This window comes from Ohtaekwangia kribbensis (genome assembly GCF_042676245.1).
Taxonomy (GTDB): Bacteria; Bacteroidota; Bacteroidia; order Cytophagales; family Cyclobacteriaceae; genus Ohtaekwangia; species Ohtaekwangia kribbensis.
In genome coordinates, this window is the sequence record NZ_JBHTKA010000001.1 from 943,337 (window position 1) to 968,705 (window position 25,369).

Sequence of the window (25,369 nt, forward strand, 5' to 3'; positions counted from 1 at the left end):
TAAAAACTTAAACACGTAAAAACTTCCTCAAAGCAAGCTTCTTCTCCCCTCTAATCGCCTCCGCTACGAGCGCAGCATTAATCCTCGCTCCTGCCTCGGTAGTATGCGTATGATCTTCCAGGAAAAGTTTCGACTTGACTTCCTCCGGTCCGAGTTGTTCATAGCGCGATGCTACCAGGTCATTCAGATCTATATAGTATGCCCCTTCAGCCTTTGCTACATCCGCAGCCCACGTTGCATAACTGTCCGTGGAGCGGACAACCTTACCATCCTTCCAGACATTGCGCGCTACAAGCGAGCATACAATCGGTATAGCGCCCTTCGCTTTGGCATCGCGTATATACTTGCGCATATACCATCCGTATGAATGCACGATCTCATGTTTATGCGTGATGAGATTGTCGATCTCTTCAGTCTCCTCTCCTATACCGCGTATCGATCCGCGGGCACGCAACGTATCATTAATCGCCCCGCCATCGTTATGACCAAACTGCATAATGATATAGTCACCGGGCTTTACGTTTGCCAGCACGTTGTGCCAAAGCCCTTCGGTTTGGTACGTGCGACTGCTTCGTCCACCGCGGGCGTGATTTTCGATACGCACTTTGGTTGTATCAAACTGGGTATAGAGAAAATCTCCCCAGCCCCACAAGCCACTGTCACCTTTACCACTTCCATTCTTCACGGTTGAATCGCCCACCAGGTATATAACAGGCTTCTGTTTCTGAACTGTAAACGATGTTGCTATACCCAGCAACACTAATAGTACTATATATCTCATACTCTAAATTACTTGGGAAACATCAGGGCGCTATCGTTAATATCAGCCGGATGATTTTTTAAAAGACTATAGATCGATGCACCGGCAAGCAACACAGGTCCGTAACCATGCGCTGCATATACATTTACCGGTCGGTAATAATAGAACGCAGGATCGAACGCCATACCGGTTCCAACACACGTGCCTTCCACTTGTCCCTGTGCATTTACTTTTGTAGCTACTGCATTCCATGCGAGCAACGCCATTGGAGCATGCGCTTCACGGTTGATCCAACCTTTATTGATCGCATGGGCAATACAATGTGCATATATAGCGGTAGCTGATGTTTCGAGATATGAATCATTCCTATCAATGAGCTGATGCCAGAAACCATCGCCCGACTGATGCTGCGCTAATCCCTGAATGTGATCTTTGAGAAGTCCTAACACCAAAGGTCTTTCTGGATGATCTTCGGGAAGTACATCTAATACCTCCACCATTGTCATCAATGCCCAGCCGTTGGCGCGTGCCCAATGAAACTGCGGATGTACATCCATGCTTTCCACCCAGCCGTGCATATATAGTTTCTTCTCTTTATTGAACATACGCTGCGAGAACTGGCGGATCTGTTTAACAGCTTCATCGTAATACTTGCGGTCACCAGTAAGCTTACCCATCTGTGCTATCGCGGGTACGCTCATATAAAGATCATCCAGCCACAACGTATTGGGTAGCGGACGATTTCGTGCCAGTGTACCATCCGTCAATCTATACTCTTTGGTAAGAATATAGTTGATATAGTTATCGATCAACGGACGAAGGTCAGCATTGATACCACCACGAAGTCCTTTGATCATCGCAGCACACACGGCACCGGCATCATCGAGCGCGTGAGGCTCAAGCACTTGTCTAAAGGGGTTACGCTCATCCGGAAACGCATTACCATACGCACGGAAATACGGAGCTGCCTCTGCCAGAAATTTAAACCGTGCAGATGTATACTCGCTATAGCGTTTGTCACCGGTAACTTCACCGGCCAGCAACATCGCGCCATAGGTTACTCCCCACTCATAACTCGTCAGACGAAAGTCTCCTGCTTTTACAATAGCATCCTTCACCGGCTTCTTCAGGTCCGTGATAACGGAACCCGTTTTTCGATCGACTACTTGAGTCGGTGTAACTTCTGCCAGGTATGCCAGCACGCGATCCATCACTTGCTTTACATCCTGCGTAGTAGTTTTACCGTATGGAATTTTATAGTTCGGTTGCAGGGCATGCAGCGGAGTGTTGCTGTCGTTTCCTTTTGTATTCTGTGCCCGCGCAGTTACACACACCAGGAGTATATATAGCAGGCATCCGTATTTCGCGATAGCGTTGATCATATACGAAATCTTAACTGGTTACAAATTGTCTTTTTGTTTCAGGCTTGATGCTGGTGAGGTCTGCAATCTTTACCGGCAAACCTGTCTCACAGCTCTTACGCGCTGCTATACCTACGAGAATGGACAATGCGCCATCGCGCACGCTGGCCGACTGATGCAGCGGATCTTCGGTAACGCCCCCGAAAATTTTATCTTTCAACAAGCGATCACCACCACCGTGTCCGCTGGTACCGTGTGGCACTTGTATAAATTCACGTGTTCCGAAATTGTGCGTGATCATGATTTCATCATACGGTTTCTCCAGGAGCGGATTACTCTCTTCGATCCACACATCAATTCTTCCTTTTGTACCGTTGAACGCAATGCGATAGCCTTCGTATGGCGAGTAGGTTGTAAGCGAGTAACTCACCTGCACACCATTCGCATACTTGATGGTAGCAGCCATCTTATCATATATATTGATATCTTCTTTCCAGACGCAGCCATCGCGCAGGTAACCATCATGCTTTTCGTTGTTTACGTAGAGCATGGTATACATCTGGTTTTTGGTAACATCCCAATAAAAATTACACTTCTCTTTATGCGGACAGGGTCTGCAGTTGGTATGACGGAATGAATTGTTCTTGCCGTAAAACTCCAAAGAACCACTGGCATATACTTCGGCAGGATCGGATTCAATCCACCAGTTGAGTAAATCAAAATGATGCGTGGCTTTATGTACCCAGAGTGTACCACCTTTCTCTTTGAGACGATGCCACCTCCTGAAATAATCGGAACCGTGACCGGTATCGAGATACCAATGAAAATCGACAGAAGTAAGATCACCGATCGTACCGCTGCGAAGTAACTCATATAGCTTGGCACGATGCGGAGAGTAACGATAGTTGAAAGTTACCGTAACTTTTTTACCAGTGCGTTTCTCTGCCTGTAATATAGCTTCACACTTTTGCTCATCGGTGGTCATTGGTTTCTCAGTGATGATGTCCGCTCCCATCTCCATACCTTTAATGATATACTCATGATGCGTGGCATCCACGGTGGTCACAATAAGCACATCGGGTTTTGCCGTTTTCATCATCTTTTCAAAATCGGTAAAGGTCGGACAGGTAAATCCGGCTGCTGCTTTAAAAGATTCAAGACGACCAGGGTTTACATCGCATAAGCCAACGTATTCTACATTTTCCGGGTACGACATCGCTACATCTTTCGACCACATGCCGAGTGCCCGGCTTCCCGTACCCACAATAGCAATCTTCTTCTTTTTGGCCGGTGCCCACTCCGTTGCAGCAGCTGCAAATGGACTCATCACCATGGCTCCTGCTACAGCGGTTCCTGCCGTGGCCATGAATTTTCTCCGGGTTAAAATGTTGTCGCTCATACTTCAGGTTGTTAAAGTGATTATTCTTTTTAGGATTTGAGTTTGAAAACAAAGGCTGATGAAGTCATGTAATTCCCTCCCTGCGCTGCCGTGAACATATATACCGGCTTATCGTCCTTCATTAATAACTGCGGACGTTCCAGTCTGCCATAGCGTTTCAGGTGAGCCGGTGCCGGTGGTTCATCCGCATACGTCTTTAATTCTTTATAGGCGATGCGCGGCTCAGACCATTTCATACCATCTTTGGATTGCAGGTGTAAACCCGCTTCGTGATTGAAGAAGCCCATGTCTCGTGCAATCATGTTGAACGTATTATGCTCACGCCATACAAAAGCATCTTCGAACTGGCGATTGTTACCAAGTGAAGAAAAATCTACCACCGGGTTCGATGCGGATTTGATATAAGGACCTTCGAGTGCATCCGCAGTGGCCAGTCCGTATTTACGATTGCCGCGAATAGGTTGACCGGCTGCCGCTATATATTCTTTTGTGTTCCACGATTTATAGTATAGCCAGTATTGACCATCGGGATGTTTGATGAAAGCCGGGTTGGTAGTACAATGATCATCCCACGCACCTTCCGGTCCAGGTTCCAGCAAAGGTTTATCGGGCCGCGTCCACGGGCCGTACAACGTAGTGGCTACCGCAAGACCGATGCGTTTGGTATCCGTCTTTCCATTCGCATTACCCATATAAAAGAGACAATACTTTCCATCTATATATTGAATGTGAGGATTATGACACGTGGTGCCATCCCAGTAGCCTGCACCGCGCGGAGCGAGTATCGTGCTCACATATTGAAAAGATGCTTCGGCATCGTCAGCAACCGCGTGCGCAATTTCACTTGAATTGATCCACCCGCCCATGCCACGCTGCGCAGGCCAGCGCGAAAAGAAAACGTGTACTTTTCCATCAGGCCCGTAGATGGGACTGTTGCACCAGATATACCATCCGTCCATCTCAAGCCTGCGGCCTATTGGCTTCAGTCTTTTGGCAAAAGGCGACATTTTCGCATCGTCCTCAAGAAAATTTTTGAAGCCGGTCAGGGCGGGAAGCATCAGCATTCCCTTCAATAAATCTCTCCTCGAAACAGCAGAATCGCGCATGACAGTGAATTTAGCAAGAAATGAGCAATCGATTGCACATTTTCCTAAAACTAGGCGCCTTAAAAATGGGCACTGTCCTGTACTATACCGTTTGAAATGTTGGGAAAAACGATTGTATTTTTTAAACTTTGGTAATACCAAACCAAATCGAATGAGCATGAGAGCACAGGAATTGGAACAAATCCATGAGATCCGGATCGACAGCGAATCGCGCATTCCGAAGTATCACCAGATTGTTAACTCGATCATCGAAGACATTGAAAAAGGATTACTCACCGTGGGGCAACGTATACCTTCTATCAATGAGATCAGCGAAGAGTATTATCTCTCGCGCGACACGGTTGAAAAAGCTTACAACCTGCTGAAAGAAAAACAGATCATCGTTTCGGCTAAAGGCAAAGGCTATTATGTAGCCCGCACGATATTACCGTCCAAGATGAGTGTGCTGTTTCTGATGAACAAGCTCAGTTCCTATAAACTGGGTATCTACAACTCATTTGTTAACAGCCTCGGCACACAGGCACAGGTAGACCTCAATGTATACCACTGCGATCCGAAAATATTCCTGAACCTGCTCAACGAAAGTATAGGCCGGTATGATTACTACGTGGTGATGCCTCACTTTAAAGATGAACACCTCACCCACCAGAGTATAACCGGGGAAGTGATTGACGCGCTTCGTAAAATTCCGGAAGACAAACTGGTGTTGCTCGATAATTATTTACCCGAACTGAAACGCGATGTTGCTTCGGTATACCAGGATTTCAAAATGGATATATATGATTCCTTACGGGAAGGCATTGACCGTTTGAGACACTATCGGAAACTTATCCTGGTATATCCTCGTAAAACGGTTTATCCGTTCCCGATCGAAATACAGCAGGGATTCCAGAAATTCTGTTCCGACTTTGATTTCGACTTTGAGGTTCTTGAAGAAGTATACAATGATATGGAACTACAGGCGAAAGATGCCTATATCATTATTGAAGAGAACGACCTGGTAAACCTGATCAAACAAGTGCGCGACCGCAAATTCGTATTGGGTAAAGATATAGGTGTTATATCCTATAATGATACACCATTGAAAGATCTGCTGGGCATCACGGTAATCTCCACTGACTTCCAGGTGATGGGTGAAACCGCGGCCTATATGATTGTGAAAAAGAAAAAAGAACTCGTAAAGAACGCATTCCGTTTCATTAACCGGAATTCGATCTGATCTAACAAGCCTTTTGGTTGTATATACGTATAAAGTATAAAATCCCTGTTGCGTGCTGTTCACGGGCAGGGATTTCTTATCCATAGTACCAACGCTCCATACATGCTGCGGTTCATACCTGAAGCATGGTTTTTTCCGGACGGTTAACCGCAGGGTCCAATACCGGAAAGTGTAGGGTTTGTCTGGCAGCACACAACAGGACAGGCATGCCGCTCATCAGGAATAGCTTTGACATACTCAGACTTTTTTCAAATCAATTGAGTATATTTTTATGGAAATCCTTGAAAAAACATTTCAACACGTTGACTATCGTTGGGATAAAGCAAAAGAAGCTGCGCTGAAGAACGATGAAGTAGGTTTGCTGATTTACCGCTCCAACCTGTTAGGCTCTGATCTCCGCATTACCAACTACGGAGGTGGCAATACCAGTTGCAAGACGATCGAAAAAGATCCGCTTACAAAAAAAGAAACTGAAATTATGTGGGTAAAGGGTTCTGGTGGCGACATCGGTACTCTTACCAAGAGTGGCCTGGCGGCTCTCTATATGGAGAGACTTCATGCACTCAAGACTATATATAGGGGCTTGCAGTACGAAGATGAAATGGTAGAGCTCTTCAATCATTGCATTTACGATCTTAACTCCAAGGCACCTTCGATCGATACACCGCTGCATGCATTCCTGCCCTTCAAACACATCGACCACTTACACCCGGATGCTGCTATTGCTATTGCTGCTTCCAAAGATGGCGAGCGTATAACCCAGCAGTTGTTTAACGGACAAATTGCATGGGTACCGTGGCAACGGCCGGGGTTTGACCTGGCGTTGAAACTGGACAAGGCATTAAAAGATAATCCGGGTATACGAGGCATCATGCTTGGTGGACACGGTTTATTTACATGGGGCGATACTTCGTTCGAGTGCTATATCAACAGTCTCGAAATAATTGACAAGGCTTCTGAATATTTACAAGAGAACTACGGAAAAAAAAGACCGGTGTTCGGTGGTAACAAAGCTACCGCGTTACCCAAAGAGAAACGTCAGCAACAGGCAGCAGTACTGGCACCTGTACTGCGCGGGCTCGCATCAAGCCACGCCCGCATGGTAGGACACTTTACCGATGACGAACGCGTGCTGGAGTTTATCAACAGTAAGGACCTCGACAGACTTGCTCCCCTTGGCACGAGTTGCCCCGATCACTTTTTGCGCACGAAGATAAAACCGCTTGTACTCAATATACCTGCCGATGCTGATCTCAGCGACAAGCAGGCACTCAAAACCAATCTTGAAAAAGAATTTGAAGAGTATAGAAAGTACTATACCAAGTACTATAACGATCATAAACATCCGAACAGTCCGGCCGTGCGTGATCCCAACCCGGTAATTATACTCTGGCCGGGTGTAGGCATGTTCTCATTCTCAAAAGACAAACAGACTACGCGTGTGGCGAGTGAGTTCTATATCAACGCCATCAATGTGATGAAAGGTGCCGAGGCTATATCCGAGTATGTAGCCCTGCCATTGCAGGAGGCTTTCGACATTGAGTACTGGTTACTTGAAGAAGCCAAACTACAACGCATGCCGAAGGAGAAACCGCTTTCGCGGAAGATTGCCTTGATCACCGGTGGTGCCGGAGGTATAGGTCTTGCTATAGCAAAAAAATTAGCAGGCGAAGGCGCTTGCGTTTTCCTGACCGATATCAATGAAACATCGCTACAGCAGGCTACCAAACAGTTTGGTCGTGATGTAGCATCCGGTTCTTTGATTGACGTTACCGATACTGCCTCTATACAACAAGCCTACGACAGTGCATCGCTTTACTTCGGAGGTGTAGACATCATTGTGAACTGCGCGGGCCTCGCCATCTCCAAGCCGCTTGAACAAACTACCGAGAAAGATTGGGATTTGCTGAACGATGTTATTGTAAAAGGACAATTCATGGTTTCCAAAGTTGGTGTTGAAGTGTTACGCGCACAGAATTTAGGGGGCGACATCGTAAATATAGCGAGCAAGAACGCACTGGTTGCCGGACCGAACAACGTTGGTTATGGAACAGCCAAAGCAGCACAAACCCACATGAGTCGTTTGCTCGCAGCGGAATTAGGTAAAGAAAAGATCCGCGTCAATGTAGTAAACCCGGATGCCGTGATCGAAGGCAGCAAGATATGGGAAGGCGAATGGGCGGCTGGCCGCGCGAAGGCCTACGGCGTTACCGTTGAAGAGCTCCCTGCTTTCTACGCCAAGCGAACCATCATGAACGAGATCATCACGACAGAAGATATAGCCAACGGTGTATTTGTTCTCGTAGGTGGACACCTGAGCAAAAGTACCGGCAACATCATCAATGTAGATGGTGGGGTGGCGGCAGCATTTGTGCGATAAAATATAGGTATATATATAGTCAGTAATCACATCGTTGTCCTATCGGCAATGCTGTAAAATTTTGAATGTATGAAACTGGAAAAACAATTTATCGAGGATCATAATAAAAAGCTTCACAACAGCCATCAGTCAGCCTTTAATTTTCTGGCGGAACGGCTTACGCAGGAAGGACACGATGTTGAACGTATACTGAACAAAATCGCTGCGCTGCAGATTGCTATACCCAGCTGGGCACTCGGCAATGGCGGCACTCGCTTCGGAAGGTTTTCCGGGGGCGGTGAACCGAGAAATCTCGAAGAAAAAATCTCGGATGTAGGCTTGTTGCATGCCATGAATCGTTCCAGCGGTGCTATATCCCTGCATATACCCTGGGATATACCGAAAGATGCCAAGGCTATAAAAGCACTCGCAGCGGAACATGATATAGCCTTTGATGCGGTAAACTCCAATACCTTCCAGGATCAACCTGATCAGGCATTGTCCTATAAATACGGCTCGCTCTCGCATAGCGATAAATCAATACGGAAGCAGGCGGTTGATCACAACATCGAAGTGATTCGTCACGGAGAACAACTTGGTTCGAAGGCGCTAACGGTATGGCTGGCAGACGGCACCTGTTTTCCCGGGCAACAGAATTTCAGAAAGGCTTTTCAGCGCACACTGGAATCGCTAAAAGAAATATATACCGCACTGCCCAACGACTGGCAGATGTTTATCGAGTATAAACCATACGAACCTTATTTCTACTCCACGGTAATACAGGATTGGGGCACCTCTCATCTGCTGGCTACGAAGCTTGGCAAGAAAGCATACTGTCTTGTAGACCTGGGCCATCATTTACCCAACACCAACATTGAGCAGATCGTAGCAACATTAATGATGGAAGGTAAATTAGGAGGCTTCCATTTCAACGACTCCAAGTATGGAGATGATGATCTTACGGTGGGCAGCATCAAGCCGTATCAACTCTTCCTCATCTTCAATGAACTGGTATACGGCATGGAAGATCCTGCGAGTATAAATCCTTCACCTGCGTGGATGATAGACGCCAGTCATAATGTAAAAGATCCACTCGAAGACCTGTTACAATCTGTAGAAGCTATAAAACTTGCCTATACACAGGCGCTGCTGGTAAACAAAGAAGAACTGGAAGCAGCACGCGAGAACAACGATGCTACACAAGCGCAGGAAATTCTGCAGCATGCCTACCGCACGGATGTACGTCCGCTGATAGCCGAAGCCAGAAGGCGCATAGGCGCTGCATTGCAGCCGATAACCTTCTTCCGAAACCTGAATGTGCGCAAGCAGCTGATCCAGGAGCGCGGACTTAAAACTGTTTCTACCGGACTCTGATTATGGCTATACCCGTTACTGCAATTTTTGATATCGGAAAAACCAACAAGAAGTTTTTCCTCTTCGATGAAAACCTGCGCGAACTTCATCACGAATACTTCAAGCTTACGCCTACACTGGATGATGACGGCTTCGAGTGCGATGATATATATGTACTCTGCAACTGGATACAGAACACAGTTCGGAAAATAACTTCGTCTGGTGAGTATCAATTGAAGCGGTTGAACTTTTCAACGTATGGCGCTACCCTCGTTCACCTGGATGCCGATGGCAAACCGGTAACACCGCTATATAACTACCTGAAACCGTTCCCGGATGATATTTGTGATCAGTTTTACAAACAGTATCCGCAAGACGAACATAATTTACACACGGCATCACCTGCACTCGGTATGCTCAATGCAGGTCTTCAATTATACTGGCTGAAATATACCAAGCCGCAAGTCTTTCAACGCATACGGTATACGCTACACTTTCCGCAGTACCTGTCTTACTTGTTTACCGGTCAGTTGGTGAGTGAGCCTACATCCATCGGTTGTCATACCAAACTTTGGGATTTCTCCCGAAACCGCTATCACGACTGGGTATATACTGAAAAGATTGACCACCTGTTGCCGGAGATTGTTCCTGCTTCCAAAACATTTCAAACGATCATTGGCGGTCACGCAGTAAAAGTTGGCGTGGGTATACACGACAGCTCCTCGGCATTAGCTGCCTATATGATGCGCACGCAGGAGCCTTTTGCACTGATCTCTACCGGAACATGGAGCATTACGCTGAATCCCTATACCAAAGAAAGTCTGACGCGTGACGAACTCAATCGCGACTGTCTCAATTTCCTGACCATAGAAGGTAAACCGGTCAAGGCATCGCGTTTATTTCTCGGGCACGAACTCGATCATCACCTTCGCATCCTCAATGATATATTTCACAAGGAAGCGCGATACTATAAACAGATCAAGCTACAGGACTCATTCCTGAAAAAGATACATAACCACGAGCTCACTCCGTCATTTTATCCTGCAACTATTGCCAACCCGTTACTCTCACAAGATGTATTCTCCTCCGACAACTGGAAGCCGAATAATTTTGAATCGTACGAAGAAGCGTATCATCATCTCATCTGGGGACTAACATTGTTACAAGTTGCTTCCGCCAGGCTCGCCCTAGGCAACTCCGATGTCAAGAAGATATATATCGATGGTGGCTTCATCGACAACGATATCTTTATAAAACTCTTACAATACTATCTTCCAAACTATACCATCGAAGTATCGCACATGCCGCTAGGCTCTGCTCATGGAGCAGCAATGATCATGCAGGGGAAGCAGGTGGAGCTGGTGGTTTAGAAGTAAGAAGTCGGAAAGTAAAAAAGTCCGGAAGACGGGAAGTCTGAAGGTAAAAATTGTGACCGCATGGTTCGCTTAGACCTACCGTTGCTTTTTTGAAGAACGGTTTGAATGGAAAAGTACGGAAGCTAAATTCCAGAAGCTTGCAGCCGGCAGCCCTCTTCGCCAGCAACTCAATCTCGCAGCTCAAAGCTTGCGTCTCCTACGGCATTTTTCGCAGTCCCTCCCATCGCACGTTCCATTGACCATTCTTCGGAAAGCCTGGGTTGGCTTCGGTGTTATCATCCCAGCCGGCTGCCATCATAGCTATCGCAGCGAGAAGGCCTCCGTTACCAGGTAAATATAGGCGCAGGCGTGTATCCTGATAGTTGTGTCCGTTTACGAGGTATATATTTTTCTGTACGTCTTTCAATAATATATCGATGGCTTGTTCGGGTTTGTTGAGTCGGGCGGCTGTCATGGCGAGTAGCGGGTAATCCCAGCCCCACGTTGTTTCCCATTGCCAGCGGTTCATGATCTCATCAAATGTATTGGACATAATGGTTGCATCAACTCGTGCGTTCGCAGGAAGAAAACCCAACGCGCCTACTACTGCCGGGTGATCTCTTCTGAAAAAGTCATCGGTATAGGCTGTAGGTGTTGTCCCGTTGGGCAGGTATAATTTCCCGGTGGCATCTTTTGCCAAAGGTGCAAGGTCTTTTAATATAGCACTCCATGTTTTATGCTCGGGCATGCCCATTCTTTTTCGCCACTCCTGTGCTATCGATAATCCGTAATACCAGTATTGTAATTCATAGGCAGGATCATCCGTTTCTGCTGCCTTGAAAATTTCCTGCGCTGGTATCAGCGGGTGGCAGAGGTGATATTTACCATCACGCAGCTTTACGAATGAAGTCATGAACTCGGCTGTCTCAAACACTATATCTTTATACTGCTGAAGTGTTTCCTTGCCGGGATTTGACCTATAGAGTAATTCTGCAAAATATAGCGGGTGCGGTTGCTGCCAGATAATAAAAGCACCTACGCTCGAAGGACTTTCATTGCCATGCGGGTCTGTCATCTTCTGCCAGCGTGCCCCGGTATAGCCTTGCCATTTGGCTGTTGCTTTTGCTTTATGAAGCGTTTGTGTATACCAAGGCATGCTGCGCGCGAGTAAATAGCTGCGATTCCACAGGGCAAATTGTGCGGCATGCCACCAGTGCATTTCCAAATGAAATTTACCGTACCAACTGTTCATGGTTAAGCCGGTTTCCTGCGGTGGTAATGTACCGGCACATTGTATTTTTGTAAGGTATTGAGACAGTATAACTCTGCGCTCCAGTTCCTTTGCACGCGGATCGATACAGGCACTGAAATCGACCGCGGCACCTTCTGTCCAAAATTTTTTCCACGATGCTATATTTTTATCCCATACATTACTGAATTGCACAGACCTGGGGGTGTTTTCTTTTTTGAACATTACCGTAAACTCGAACGCAGAATTCCTGTCAGGAGACAAAACGAAGTGATGCTTCTTTGCTTCATGAATGACCGATGACTTATGTGTAACCTGAACATAGTAGCGTGTTGAATCTAATACACGCTCAATGACTGTACGCTCTTTTTGTTTTGCGACTATTGTCGAACGATGCGCATCAGATTTACTCCAGTCATACCCGGGGCATACGTGGCAATTCTTTCCATAGGGAAAACGGAAATTTACTTTCAATCGTCCGCTACTGATCAACGGTGACTCTACCCGCACGGCAATACCATCTTCATCCGGATGAGCCATTGTTATTACCTTTACTTCCGTTCCTTCAATTTCAAATTTACTCTCCAGCGTTCCCGTCCAGAGGTTAAGCTGTTGGTGAATGTTTTTCAAATCGCCCAATGTTACGGCATCGCCATTTGTCCTCGTCATAATCAGACCGATCAATCCGAGATGCAGCCGATGCGGGTTTGCACGTAACGCCTCGGTTGCTTCACCGGCTATACCTTCTTTTTGTTGCACTGCGTAAGGTGCTTTCGTTCCATCGCACGACTCGTATAGCTTCGCTACATCATTCAAAGTATATTTCTTATCTGTCGGAATGCTGTGCCAGGCCCATTGTGACTGTGTACCCAACGAGATACCATTTTCATATTCTTCGTAAAAAGTCTGCAGTCCGGTAACATCGGCTGTAAATGCAAACTCACCATTGCCCACCGAAAGCGAACCGAGTGTATCAACCTGTTTCAGCACAACGTTGTTGCGCGTTACCAGCGCAAAACGATCTATACTTTTTACAGACACACCTTGCGCAAAGGAAAATATACTCCATGCAACGGCCAGCATACTGATAATAACTCTCATATTAAAAATGGTATGCGATAAAAGTCATCAATTCAACACAAAAAGAAAAGCACTTTTACAGATGGAGCAACATGCATGCAGGACACTACCTGAAAGTTTTCGGAACATCACCTGTTACATTGGAGGTACGTTTCACTTCATTTCTACAACCATGACACATGTGAGCAAGCAATCATTTTTGTTGATAATCTGTCTGGCACTAGGCACTACTACGCTTCAGGCACAAAAGAAATTACCGGCACAAGACAAGATACTGGAAGTTATGCACCGCACGAACAAGTACTTCCAGGAGAAGTGGCCTGATGTAGGCAAACGCATTGTAACGGAGCGATCGCGCGCCAGCAACATCTGGACACGCGGAGTATATTATGAAGGATTGATGGCGCTCTACAAACTCGATCCGAAACCAACAGACCTTGAGTACACCACACGCTGGGCCGACTTTCATCAATGGAACTTGCGCGATGGAGAAACCTATACGCGCAATGCGGACAACCAGTGTGCAGGACAAACCTATATTGATATGTACCTGCTCGATCCGAAGCCCTATAAGATTGAAAAGATCAAGGCTTCGATCGACAGTATGATGCGCACTACGAAAGTAGATGATTGGAGTTGGGTGGATGCCATTCAAATGGCCATGCCGGTATTCGCACAGCTCGGTGTAGTATATAACGAACCTGCCTACTGGGAGCGCATGCACGAAATGTATATGTATACCCGCAACAAGCATGGCGACAATGGCCTGTTCAATCCGAAAGATGCGCTGTGGTGGCGTGATAAAGATTTCGATCCGCCCTATAAAGAACCTAATGGTGAAGACTGCTACTGGTCACGCGGCAACGGCTGGGTATATGCAGCACTTGTGCGTGTACTGACAACTATACCGAAAGATGCACCGCATCGTAAACAATATGAAGATGACTTCAAGGCCATGTCAGAAGCATTGGTGCCGATACAACGCAAAGATGGTTTCTGGAATGCGAGTCTTCATGACCCGGGTAATTATGGTGGAAAAGAAACAACAGGCACATCGCTGTTTGTATACGGCATGACGTGGGGCATTAACAACGGATACCTGGATGCGAAAAAATATCAACCGGTTGCAACGAAAGCATGGAATGCGATGGTAAAAGATGCCGTGCATGAAAATGGTTTCCTCGGCTATGTGCAGGGCACCGGTAAAGAACCGAAAGATGGCCAACCGGTAACCTATACATCGGTTCCTAACTTTGAAGATTACGGATTAGGATGCTTTTTGCTGGCGGGATGCGAGGTATATAAACTTGTTACCGCGCGCAAGATATAGCGACTGCTATTAATCAAGAACAAATATTGAACAGCCTTTGCAGATCATTTCATAACCGATTTGTAGAGGCTGTTTATCTTTTGCAGGAAACTTCGTTTTGAAAAGTTATCAACGGCATACTTCGCGATGGCCTCTGCATTGTAGTCATGGCACGTGCGCATCATTTGTTGTATTCCTTCGCGAAGTGCATCTGTATTTTCATTGGCTACGAGCAAACCGTTCAGCTCGTTAACAAAATCCTCAGGACCGCCACATCGTGTTGATATTACCGGCCGCCCCGCTGCCATCGCTTCAACGAGTGAGACACAGAATGTTTCATAGCGACTGGAGCAAACATAGAAATGCAATCGCTCCATAAAGGCAGGTATATTCTCGTATGGAATAAATCCATAGAATTTACATCTTGTTGCTATCCCTAAATCTTCCGCCAGTTTCTTATACTCGTTCTCAAGTGTACCGGCTCCGCCTATATGCAATACAAAGTCTTCCCGTATACCGGCCAATGCTTTCAGTAAAATATCAAATCCCTTCACAGGAGTATTCATCCCACCCAGAAAGCCTATCTGAATACCACTTTCCTTTACCGGAGCAAGCCCCTGAAATTTTTCAACTTCTACTACATTGGGTATAACAGCAACATTTCTATTTAAAAGTGCTTCCAGTTCAGAAGCCAGACGTCTGCCAACGGCAACAAGAGCATCGGCCTTACGAAGTCCTGTCTTGGTTAGTGTTTTATGAAATAAACTCCTGAAGTTGTTTTTTACGCGGGTGTGTTCCTGCAATATATAGGGCCTGCCGGTTAATCGCTTCAACAGCAATCCCCAAAAAGCTCCGGGGTATCCGATGGAAGCGTGAATAATATCCGGCTTGAAATTTCTGATCACTTCGCGTGAATACCAGAACATGATGAACCAGTAATTCAACTGGTTATATACCGGTAGCGATCGGTTTATGATAATCCGGTGCTCTTCCACCTTTCCGTAGAATGACTTCTCGCTATCAAATGAACACAATCCGAATTTACTATAATTTACTTTTGCCGAGATCACAACAACTTCGTGCTCGCCACTCAATGCTGCTGCCTGGCTGCGGATGAACGCTCCCGAGTTAAAGCTCAGTTTATCTGGATACCAGGGAGTAACCATGAGTATTTTCATAGTCGCGAAGAGTATATATAGTTAAGCCGGATCAGGAACAAATATAGCGTTGCAAAAATCCGGAATCGATGATACAGGCTTCAGTGTGCCTCGCTTGGTCATCACGTGCAATGTATAGCGCATCGCTTTAAAAAATGCAATTACATCAGGCACCGTATAGCCCGCTACCTTATACGTTGCCGGGTTGATCTCGAGCATAATGTGCGGACGAAAACGTTGAATTGTTTTCTGCGCGCCTTTCAGCACCAGCATTTCCGCTCCTTCCACATCGATCTTCATAAAATCAAGACGCTTCAGATTCAGCAATGGAACCTGGTCATCCAGCACTCGTAACTCTATATTTTGAATAAACCGCGCGCGTTGGTTGCTCTGAAAAATAGTAGCTAACCCTTCGTGCTCACCAGCACCGGTCTCTCCCATATAGATGGGAAGCTGTCTTACTTCATTCGACAATCCATAGTGAAACGTATCTATATTCCGGTAATCATTGCGTCCTATATTCTCGCGCAGCAAGTTGTAAAAAAAGTCAACGGGTTCAAATGCCAGTACGCGACCTTTGGTCAGTCGTTTTGCAGCAAACAAACTGAACTCGCCCTGGTTCGCCCCTATATCTGCAAATACCATATCGGGTTTCAGGTAACGATTCAGAAAGCGCCATTCGTTCAACTCATGAAAACCCATCCAGTAGAATGCAGCGCCCATCGCTTTGGATATATCTACCCGCATGGTGATATCTTTATCGATGTTGGTAACCAGCACGTGTTCTTCTTCATGCGGACGTTTCATCCACGAGCGATAACACTTCTCGGAAATATATAGCACGGCTTTCAGCGTTTTCTCTACCGGCCAGGGCAATCCGTATAGCAGGTTGGCATTGAGAGAACGAAACAAATTAGTTACACCGGATCGTATCATATAGCGTGCACGTAGTCGTTTACAGAATTTCTATTTAATAAAATTACGAGGATCTATCAATTTAACTTCCTGCCGGTATACCCAGTATAAAAGTACCAGGCATGAAACCAGGTATATACCATGTATGGTATAGGGCTGCGTAGTTCCCAACCACGGCTCCAGCACCGCGATGAGTAAAAACAGGATCAGCGGTGCCAGCACAATCTTGAACAGGTTAAAGCGAAACTGAAATTTCTCACGAGCCTGATAACGCAGCAGCAATACTTCTACCGCGGCACTCAGTATTGATGCCAGCACAACGCCATATATACCAAGATCGCGCAGCAGCAGTACCATGCAAATAATCTTTACAGCCGAAATGATCAGGTATATAATCGGCAGCGGCCTGGTATACTTGAGCACGCCATAGGGTATAGCAAAGAACAGGCGCATGGGGCGGATAATAAATACCAGGGATATATAGGGTAAATATTCAATCGCGCGTTTATAGTCGGGCTTGGTTACGAAAGTCTCAATTGCCCAGGGGAATGCGAGTATACTCAGGCAGACAAGAATCATGATCACTGAAGTAAAGCCGTGGTAATACCGGTTTATCTCGATTGACGAACCCTTGTCCTTTTGCGCTGTTACGGAGCTAACAACTTTCGGATAGAAAGAACTGTGCAGTCCGTTGAGAATGAATTCAATCACCGACAAACACTTCACACCAAAATCATATACCCCTACATCACTCAACGGCATAAAGAAGAGCATGATAAAGCGATCGAAGTAGTTGATAACCCATTGCTGTAACTGGTAAATAAATGCATAGAGATTAAACTGAAACGATGATCGCAGTAACGGATAATTAAAGTGTACTCCAAACTCCGAGAAGATTCGCGCGAGCACCCATATACCGGCAAGCACAGCCGCGATCATTCTTCCGCCTATCGGACCAATCAGCGAGTGCGGATATAGCTGAAGTCCTATAACGGTAAGCCCGGCAATGAGCAGGAACGAAATCAGGTTCGACCAGAAAAACAGTTCGGGTTTCTCACGACTCTGCAACAGGTTACTGTGTACTTTGAAGAGTGCCTGAAAAATTCCGGTAACTGCCGCCAGTATACCGTACGGAAAGAAGGAGATACTTTTATCTGTAAAAAAACTACTGAAGGTTAAATCGCCCAGCACCAGCGAGAGTAATCCTACTCCGCCCCCGATCATCAGCATGAGTACAAAAGCCGAGCTTATGAAGGACGAGAGTTTTGCCGGGTCGTGTTTAAATTCGTGAAAGTGTATATAAAGCGAAGTATCAAAGCTATACGTGGTGAGTATCTGGATGAACAGCGAGAACGCCAGGTAAATAGAGAGCGCTCCGTAGTCGGCCGTGCTCAGGTTTTCAATGTAAAACGGGAGCAGAATAATAGCACTGGCCATGGGCAGCATACCTGCCACTGTATAGATAAGCGAACTCTTTATAAAACTTTTACTAATGCGCATAGCGAAGCCAGCAAGTTAGCACCCTTTGACGTATTCGGAAAAACAGATGGGAATAACTTTGCAAGAGTAAACGTATCTTCTGGCAGTAAAAACCAATCCCTTCCGGCATCAAATTTATTATATTTTTGCAAACCGGTTTGATACGGTCGCAGGTTAACGATCAGTGAATCAGTGGCAGTAACGTATACGGGAAACAAAATTCATCGGATGAAAGATATTCTTGTTCTGGTTTTCAGCAACCTCAAGCATGATGCGCGGGTAACGCGGCAGGTTAATTTTTTACGGAAGGAGCATCGCGTTACCGTGGTATGTTTTGATGCTGAAGATACGGAGGGTGTAACGTTTATCCGGGTTAAACAGACCAAGCTTACTCCGTTTCGAAAAGCGCTGATGGCTGTGAGCCTGCTTACGCGACAATACAATGCGGCTTATAAACTCTTTCATGATTACGGGTATCTTCTTGAATCACTGAAGTCCAAACGCTTCGATCTTGTTGTGGCGAATGATATTGATACCTTGCCGCTGGCGTTCCAGGTAAAGGGTGATGGAAAAGTTATCTTCGATGCACACGAGTATGCTCCGCGACACTTTGAGAATAATCGAATCTGGAAAACGTTCTTTCAGCCGTTCTATATTCACCTTTGTAAAAAGTATATACCGCAGGTGGCGGGTATGCTTACGGTTGGCAAAGGATTGGCAAACGAATATGAAAAGAACTTCGGAGTTAAGCCGGTGATTATTACCAATGCTACGCGTTATCACGATGTTATACCTGCACAGGTTAAACCGGATACAATTCGTCTTATCCATCACGGTATAGCCAATCCTTCGCGCAGGCTGGAGCTGATGGTAGAAATGATGGATCACCTCGATGAACGTTTTACATTAGACATGATGCTGATGACTTCCGACTTTGCCTCTGGGCAAACGAAAGCCTTTATCGAAAACCTGAAAGCGAACGCTGCTAAAAATCCACGCATCAAAATATTACCGCCTGTAAAAAGTCACGCAGTGGTAACTACCATTCAGCCGTACGACATCGGTGTTTTTCTGTTGCCCCCGGTAAATTTCAATTACGAGAATACATTGCCGAACAAGTTGTTTGATTTTATTCAGGCACGCCTGGGGGTTGCTATAGGGCCGACACCGGAGATGGCTTCCATTGTAAATCAATATACTATAGGTGTTGTCTCGGAAGAATTTACCCCTATGAGTCTTGCCAAAAAACTGAACGCACTTACTGCTGAACAGGTAGCGGCCTTTAAGACCAATGCAGGCGTTGCTGCCAAAGAATTGAATGCCGAACGCAATGAACAAATCTTTAACCAGCTTGTACGCGAAGTATTAAGCCATTAGCAAGTTTGGGTGGATTGTGTAATTTGGGCAACTTAATTAAACAAATCCATGAAGCCCAGACTACTATCAGCACTCGCCCTGCTTACTGTTTTAACGGCATGTAAAAACAATGAGATGAGAACCATCGGATCAATTGAACGCATAGACCCAGCACTGGATGCTATTATATCTGCATCGGCTAAACCTGAAATTATTGCAGAAGGTTTTGAATGGAGTGAAGGCCCGCTATGGCTCGAAGAAACCAAAACACTGATATTCTCGGATGTCCCTAAAAATATTATTCATCAATGGTCGGAAGAAAAAGGATTGTCGGTATACCTGACGCCTTCCGGATATACCAGCTCGGTGCCGCGCGGTGGCGAGATGGGCTCCAACGGACTCACGCTTACACCGGATGGTAAACTTGTACTTTGTCAGCATGGCGATCGCAGGGTTGCCTATATGAACGCCCCGGTAAATGATCCGAAGCCTGACTTCATTACCATTGCTGATAACATTGATGGAAAAAAATTAAGCAGTCCGAATGACGCGGTGGTTCGCAGCAACGGAGATGTATTCTTTACCGATCCTCCCTATGGACTTCCCTCACAAAGTGATGAAGACCCAGCCAAAGAAGCTCCGCACAACGGTGTATATAAAGCTTCAAATGGAAAGGCTACGTTGCTGGTGGATTCACTCACACGCCCCAATGGTATAGCTTTTCTGCCGGGAGAAAAAACATTTATAGTGGCTAACTCTGATTCGAAGAAAGCGATCTGGTATGCATTTGATCTCGCAGAGAATGACTCTGTTACCAATGCCCGTATTTTTTATGATGCTACCGAGGATGCGAAAAAAGAAAGAGGGTTACCCGATGGATTTAAAGTAGACAAACAGGGTAACATTTTCGCTTCAGGCCCCGGTGGTGTATGGATCTTTAACCAGCAAGGAAAAGTGCTGGGCAAAATCAAAATACCCGAAGCAACGTCTAACTGTGCTTTAAGTGCTGATGAGAAGACTTTATACCTCACAGCCGACATGTATGTATTGCGTGTAAAACTTCGCGACTAACTATATACCGGCCATGGTATATTGCAATCATGGCCGGTATACTTCCATTGAAAGCAATCTCACTTCGCTTTCGCAACAGCAATGCTCCACGCTGCCCCGCTATAAACTTTATACTTCTCCGAGAAGCTTCCCTGGTTTATACCCAGCGAAAATTGCAACAGGCTGTTCATGTACGACATATTCTCCCCTATTGCCACATCGGCAAATGTATTCACGTAGGGTATATCTTTTTCAAACACTGATTTTCCTTCGTGATAAATCGTAACGTGTATTTTGTCTTTTATTTTTATACCGAGTTTGTCCAACAGTGATTGATCGATATTCGTCCACACGTTACCGTACTGTATATCGAGTACCGGTATATTTCCTTTCACAACGCCATTCTCTACAACAGGTTTCTGATAGTCGATGCGTACAACCTGCGGATTAAGTTTAGAACCGACCTCCTGGAAAGATATAGCCCCCGAAGCCAGTCGCGCTCCCGTATAGGCATATACATCGCGACCGTGGAAGGTATACGATTTACCTGAATTACGCAGGCGGTTCTTCGCTTCATCAATCTCGCGAACTTCTTCTATACCCAAATGCTCTGCTACGAGTGTAAGCGTTCCGTTATCCGGAGTAACAATATAGTGCCCTGTTTTTGTTTTGAGCACAACAGACTTACGTTCTGAACCGACCCCCGGATCGATGATCGAAACGAACACCGTGCCTGCCGGCCAATACGGAGCCGCCTGGTATAGCCGATAGGCACCTTCCCAAATGTTATAGGCCGGAATTTCGTGCGTGATATCAAACATGCGCAGCTCCGGTGAAACTGAAAACGCAACACCCCTCATCTCCGAAACAGCACCATCCTTCAATCCGAAATCCGACTGAAACACAAGCGCCCGCGGCTGTCCTATAGCCGTCACCGAACAAATCATAACAAACAAAACAAACAGCAGTCTATACGAAGCCATATCCAATCATCATTTATACCAACAATATATAAAACCCCAAACAGATTTACGCCCCCACCCATTCTTTCCGTAACTTTACCCAACCTAAACACCTGACCACATACACACCTAAACACGTAAAAAAATGCACGCTGTCAATCAAATAACCCCCACCGTACTGCTCCTCATGTGCATTGGGGGAATTGCTTTTATACTCATCATGAAGGCCATTTTCCGGAAACAGAAGTAAGTTTTAGGACAACTTCGTAAGGGGTAACATCATTTCTACCGATCAACGTACCTTTTAATCGTCAGGATGATTTTATAATTTACCTGTCCAATCGTTACTTGATCCGTATAAATCAACCTATTCAACAAATGAAAAAAGCATTCGTCCTTTGCGCGCTTGCCCTTTTTGTTTCTGGTGCCTTTGCACAGACTACCAAGAAGACTCTCGAACTCCCTGATTTTAAAGGAATCTATGTTAACTCCGCCTACACTGTATACCTGAAGCAAACCAACAAACAGGAAGTTACAGTAGAAGCCCTGACCGAGATTTACTCCCTTACTGAAATAAAAGTAGAGAACGGAGTACTGATGATCAACATGGAACGCAAGCCTGACAATCCGAACAAAAGCCTGTGGGCAAAGATCGATGACATCAAGCTGAACCCGACCATGAAGGTATATGTGAGTGTAAAAAACCTGAACGACCTGCAGGTAAACGGTGGCGGCAAGATTGTCTCTGAAAACTCAATTGCAGCAGACTATATTAACCTGGCCGTAAATGGAAATGGCACCATGGATGTTGATATCAAAGGCAATACGGTAAAAGCCGGAGTTAGTGGCTCCGGAACGCTGATCCTGAAAGGCTACGCTACTTCGATCGATGCATTGGTAAGCGGTACCGGTTCACTGAAAGGATTTAACTGCCCGCTTGAGACAGCCAAAGCTACCGTAAGCGGAAGTGGAGCCTGTGAGCTGAATGTAGCCAACAACATTGATGCTGTTATTCTTGGCAGCGGTACTGTAAAACATAAAGGCAACACCAAAACAGCCGTTAAGAAAATATACGGTTCGGGTGTAGTAGAAAGAGCCTACTAAAAAAATCAAAGGTCCTGTTAAGATTCGAAATCAATCATTTCTTATCTTGACAGGACAATTTTCTGTCTATGGGAATCTTCGGAACGCTCATCATTGTAGCCATTCTGGTATATTTGTTTCGCAACAGTTTTACAGGCAGAAATCTCGAAACAAAAGAAGACCGTTACAACGCAGCCCGCAATAAACGCCTGGAAGAACTCGACAATCTCCTCGACAAGATAAACCGCCACGGAATAGACAGTCTTACCGACTACGAACGAAAACGCCTCGATGAATTATCGGGGAAGAAATAGCCTCTCTGCAACATTACAGGAAATATAGTCTTCGGAATCGGCTCTGGTATATCTATACCCTGCCTACATCATCATGTGAGTATACCCCATAATGTTTGCGTAACCGTTACAAAAAGATTACGTTACCTTGCATTACATCCTCACCCCTATGCTTCAAAACTATATCACCGTTGCACTGCGCAACCTGGCGCGGTCGAAAATGTTTACGTTCATCAACATCGGTGGACTCGGCATTAGCCTGGCAAGTTGTGTGTTTATCCTGTATTTTGTATTTGATGAATTGACGTTTGACCGCTTTCACGATAAAGCCGATCGCATCTACCGCGTTACTACAACTTTTGTTGATCCGCCCAATACAAACCGCGTTCGCATCACCGATCAAAGTATAGGTCCGTTTTTGAAGCGTACATTTCCGCAGGTAGAAGAGTATGTTCGCTTTGATGATCTGCGCGACAGGCTATATATCAACCACGAATCGATAAAAGAAGAAGGTATATATTTCAGTGATCCTTCCGTTTTCAAAGTGTTTACCTATCCGTTGGTTGCGGGTAATCCGGAAACAGTTTTTGCAAAATCCAACAGCATTGTACTTTCAGAAACATTAGCCGCTAAATATTACCGGGGCGATGCCATTGGAAAAACGATCGACATTCGAGGCAAGTCTTACGAAGTTACGGGCATTATGAAGGACGTTCCGGAGAACTCCGATAAACGGATCAACGGTCTCATCAATGGTAACTTTCCGACTGAAGAAAGTGCCAACAAATTCTTCAAGTTCGATACCTATATTCTGCTACGCAAGCCAACCGATGTAAAGGAGTTTACCACGATGCTGAACAAGGCTACTGAAAAAGACTGGAAGCCGATGGGCGCTACGTTTGAAGTGCAGGCCTTGCCGGATCTTCACTTCACACAAGGCATTCAAATGGACAATGCAAAAGGGAATCTCAACAACATCTATATATTTATACTGATCGCTGTTATACTCGCTACCGTTGCTATTTTTAATTTCATCAACCTTACCACGGTACGTTCGCTGGAACGCGCCAAGGAAGTTGGTATACGAAAAGCCATTGGTGCGCGGCCGTTTCAGCTTGTTAAACAATTTCTGGGAGAATCCTTACTCGCGGCATTGATGGCCGGTATAGTTGCGTTCCTGTTCCTAAAAGTATTCTATCATATCTTTCATGGTATAACGGGGAAGACGATCAACTTTACGCTGGAGCGTGATATCGTTATAGTCTTTTGCGCATTACTCCTGCTCATTCTTGTTTCGGTGATTGCTTCGCTTTATCCTGCCTGGATACTGTCATCATTTAAACCTGTAAAGGTGCTAAAGGGAGAGATTGGTCCGGTAACAAAAGGTAGTCATGTACGAAAGTTCTTCATCGGTGTACAGTTCATGTTCAGCACTGCATTGCTGATCTGCCTCGCGGTTGTAGTACGACAAATGAACTATATGCAGCATACGAACCTTGGCTTTAACGAAGACCAGGTTCTTGTTGTTCAGAACCCGGGCGACTCCGCTGCCCAGGTCAACATGGGTTTTCTTACACGTGAATTGATCAACCATAACCTGGCAACAACCATCACCACGGGCGACCTGCAATCTTTACCCGGTGGTATAACCGGAACGACAAACATCTGGTATAAAGAAACGGGTAAAGAACATGAAATGATGCCGCAAAGTATACTGGCCGATGCCGGCTATATCTCCACGATGCAAATGAAATTAATCGAAGGAAAACCGTTCGATGATTTTGCCGCACCGCGCCATGGAGAACTTGTACTGGTAAACGAAGCTTTTATCAGGGAAACCGGTTGGAAGAATGCTATTGGACAAAAGATTGAGATGTTTACTTTCTCCGGGAGGAAAGCCGTTACCATTATTGGGGTGTTGAAAGATTTTCACTTCAGATCCATGCACAATTCCATTGACCCGCTCATCGTACTCTGCGAACCGGCTTCTCCGGGTGGGTATCTTTATATACGCATGTTGCCTGGTAAACTAGACGAGGTAAAAGCCACATGGTCTAAAGTATTACCAGACTCACCTTTCGAATATCTCTTCCTCGATGAATCGTTCAACCGGCAGTACGAAAACGAGGAAATATTACTCGCTTTGTTTATATACTTCTCTGTACTCACCATCATTATCACGGGCTTGGGTTTATTTGGTATAGCTGCATACTCGGTGGAGATACGCACGAAAGAAATAGGCCTGCGAAAAGTGATGGGCGCTGGTGCCGGTTCACTGATCCGTTTACTTTCAAAAGAATTTATAGCGTTGACTATAGCCGGTGCGTGCGCGGGTATAGCGTTGTCTGTCTATGCTGCAACGGGGTGGCTGGATCGTTTTGCGTACCGCATCGATCTTACATTCTGGTTTGTACTGCTGCCTGTCGTAATCATTGTACTTTTCTCTGTACTGATCACGTCATTAAAAATACTACAGGCAGTACGTGCCAACCCGGTAGATTCGCTGCGGTACGAGTGACCGGTG

The 25,369-nt window shown here is 45.7% G+C and carries 20 protein-coding genes; 10 read left to right on the plus strand and 10 right to left on the minus strand.

All coding sequences use genetic code 11. From position 1 onward, the window contains the following. Positions 1-7: 7 nt before the first annotated feature. From ACFQ21_RS03710 to ACFQ21_RS03725, 4 genes are read right to left on the minus strand one after another with little or no spacing between them, the layout of a single operon-like run. Entirely contained in the window at positions 8-781 is a 774-nt protein-coding gene (locus tag ACFQ21_RS03710) for a rhamnogalacturonan acetylesterase (protein WP_377575023.1), read from the minus strand. 8 nt (positions 782-789) lie between these two features. Then, positions 790-2,142, minus strand: a complete 1,353-nt coding sequence (locus ACFQ21_RS03715) for a glycoside hydrolase family 88/105 protein (protein WP_377575025.1) — start codon at positions 2,140-2,142, stop codon at positions 790-792. 10 nt (positions 2,143-2,152) lie between these two features. Beyond that, positions 2,153-3,520: a Gfo/Idh/MocA family protein gene (locus ACFQ21_RS03720; RefSeq protein ID WP_377575028.1), complete on the minus strand. Its 1,368-nt coding sequence runs from the start codon at positions 3,518-3,520 to the stop codon at positions 2,153-2,155. Positions 3,521-3,549: 29 nt separating this feature from the next. After that, positions 3,550-4,626, minus strand: a complete 1,077-nt coding sequence (locus ACFQ21_RS03725) for a glycoside hydrolase family protein (protein WP_377575031.1) — start codon at positions 4,624-4,626, stop codon at positions 3,550-3,552. Positions 4,627-4,783: 157 nt separating this feature from the next. Here ACFQ21_RS03725 and ACFQ21_RS03730 point away from each other — a divergent pair, with 157 nt between their 5' ends. Next, positions 4,784-5,845, plus strand: coding sequence for a GntR family transcriptional regulator (locus ACFQ21_RS03730; RefSeq protein ID WP_377575033.1), 1,062 nt, complete (start codon positions 4,784-4,786; stop codon positions 5,843-5,845). A gap of 112 nt (positions 5,846-5,957) precedes the next feature. On the opposite strand, the gene ACFQ21_RS03735 is transcribed toward ACFQ21_RS03730, so the two are convergent. Next, on the minus strand, positions 5,958-6,080 hold the full coding sequence (locus tag ACFQ21_RS03735) for a hypothetical protein (protein WP_377575036.1): 123 nt from the start codon (positions 6,078-6,080) through the stop codon (positions 5,958-5,960). A 36-nt stretch (positions 6,081-6,116) separates the two neighbouring features. Between ACFQ21_RS03735 and ACFQ21_RS03740 the strand changes: the two genes are divergently transcribed. The 3 genes from ACFQ21_RS03740 to ACFQ21_RS03750 all read left to right on the plus strand — a co-directional run bounded on the left by ACFQ21_RS03740 (position 6,117) and on the right by ACFQ21_RS03750 (position 10,927). Beyond that, positions 6,117-8,225 (plus strand): bifunctional aldolase/short-chain dehydrogenase, encoded by a 2,109-nt coding sequence (locus ACFQ21_RS03740; protein ID WP_377575039.1) that lies wholly within the window; start codon positions 6,117-6,119, stop codon positions 8,223-8,225. A 69-nt stretch (positions 8,226-8,294) separates the two neighbouring features. Next, entirely contained in the window at positions 8,295-9,578 is a 1,284-nt protein-coding gene (locus ACFQ21_RS03745) for a sugar isomerase (protein ID WP_377575042.1), read from the plus strand. A 2-nt stretch (positions 9,579-9,580) separates the two neighbouring features. Further along, positions 9,581-10,927 carry an FGGY-family carbohydrate kinase gene (locus ACFQ21_RS03750; RefSeq protein WP_377575044.1) on the plus strand — a complete coding sequence of 449 codons (1,347 nt, stop codon included), beginning with the start codon at positions 9,581-9,583 and terminating at the stop codon, positions 10,925-10,927. A 202-nt stretch (positions 10,928-11,129) separates the two neighbouring features. Here ACFQ21_RS03750 and ACFQ21_RS03755 read toward each other — a convergent pair whose 3' ends face one another. Further along, positions 11,130-13,262, minus strand: a complete 2,133-nt coding sequence (locus tag ACFQ21_RS03755; protein ID WP_377575047.1) for a hypothetical protein — start codon at positions 13,260-13,262, stop codon at positions 11,130-11,132. A 151-nt stretch (positions 13,263-13,413) separates the two neighbouring features. On the opposite strand from ACFQ21_RS03755, the gene ACFQ21_RS03760 reads away from it, so the two are divergent. Further along, the gene (locus ACFQ21_RS03760; protein ID WP_377578252.1) at positions 13,414-14,571 is read left to right on the plus strand and encodes a glycoside hydrolase family 88/105 protein; all 1,158 of its coding nucleotides are present in this window, start codon (positions 13,414-13,416) and stop codon (positions 14,569-14,571) included. A 44-nt stretch (positions 14,572-14,615) separates the two neighbouring features. Here ACFQ21_RS03760 and ACFQ21_RS03765 read toward each other — a convergent pair whose 3' ends face one another. Genes ACFQ21_RS03765 through ACFQ21_RS03775 form a run of 3 tightly spaced genes read right to left on the minus strand, consistent with a single transcriptional unit; the run spans position 14,616 to position 18,122 of the window. After that, the gene (locus ACFQ21_RS03765; protein WP_377575050.1) at positions 14,616-15,728 is read right to left on the minus strand and encodes a glycosyltransferase; all 1,113 of its coding nucleotides are present in this window, start codon (positions 15,726-15,728) and stop codon (positions 14,616-14,618) included. A gap of 21 nt (positions 15,729-15,749) precedes the next feature. After that, on the minus strand, positions 15,750-16,643 hold the full coding sequence (locus ACFQ21_RS03770) for an FkbM family methyltransferase (RefSeq protein WP_377575052.1): 894 nt from the start codon (positions 16,641-16,643) through the stop codon (positions 15,750-15,752). Positions 16,644-16,673: 30 nt separating this feature from the next. Continuing rightward, the gene (locus tag ACFQ21_RS03775; protein ID WP_377575055.1) at positions 16,674-18,122 is read right to left on the minus strand and encodes a lipopolysaccharide biosynthesis protein; all 1,449 of its coding nucleotides are present in this window, start codon (positions 18,120-18,122) and stop codon (positions 16,674-16,676) included. A 207-nt stretch (positions 18,123-18,329) separates the two neighbouring features. Between ACFQ21_RS03775 and ACFQ21_RS03780 the strand changes: the two genes are divergently transcribed. Together ACFQ21_RS03780 and ACFQ21_RS03785 are read left to right on the plus strand one after the other, a co-directional pair. After that, positions 18,330-19,478 carry a hypothetical protein gene (locus tag ACFQ21_RS03780; RefSeq protein WP_377575058.1) on the plus strand — a complete coding sequence of 383 codons (1,149 nt, stop codon included), beginning with the start codon at positions 18,330-18,332 and terminating at the stop codon, positions 19,476-19,478. A gap of 48 nt (positions 19,479-19,526) precedes the next feature. Then, positions 19,527-20,528: an SMP-30/gluconolactonase/LRE family protein gene (locus ACFQ21_RS03785; protein ID WP_377575061.1), complete on the plus strand. Its 1,002-nt coding sequence runs from the start codon at positions 19,527-19,529 to the stop codon at positions 20,526-20,528. Between the two features lie 59 nt (positions 20,529-20,587). Here the strand turns inward: ACFQ21_RS03785 and ACFQ21_RS03790 are convergent, their stop codons facing one another. After that, positions 20,588-21,490, minus strand: a complete 903-nt coding sequence (locus tag ACFQ21_RS03790; protein WP_377575064.1) for an SAM hydrolase/SAM-dependent halogenase family protein — start codon at positions 21,488-21,490, stop codon at positions 20,588-20,590. Positions 21,491-21,847: 357 nt separating this feature from the next. Here ACFQ21_RS03790 and ACFQ21_RS03795 point away from each other — a divergent pair, with 357 nt between their 5' ends. From ACFQ21_RS03795 to ACFQ21_RS03805, 3 genes are all read left to right on the plus strand, one after another. After that, positions 21,848-22,573, plus strand: a complete 726-nt coding sequence (locus ACFQ21_RS03795) for a head GIN domain-containing protein (RefSeq protein WP_377575067.1) — start codon at positions 21,848-21,850, stop codon at positions 22,571-22,573. A 68-nt stretch (positions 22,574-22,641) separates the two neighbouring features. Further along, positions 22,642-22,866: a DUF6576 domain-containing protein gene (locus ACFQ21_RS03800; RefSeq protein ID WP_377575070.1), complete on the plus strand. Its 225-nt coding sequence runs from the start codon at positions 22,642-22,644 to the stop codon at positions 22,864-22,866. A gap of 148 nt (positions 22,867-23,014) precedes the next feature. Then, positions 23,015-25,363, plus strand: coding sequence for an ABC transporter permease (locus ACFQ21_RS03805; RefSeq protein ID WP_377575073.1), 2,349 nt, complete (start codon positions 23,015-23,017; stop codon positions 25,361-25,363). Positions 25,364-25,369: the final 6 nt, after the last annotated feature.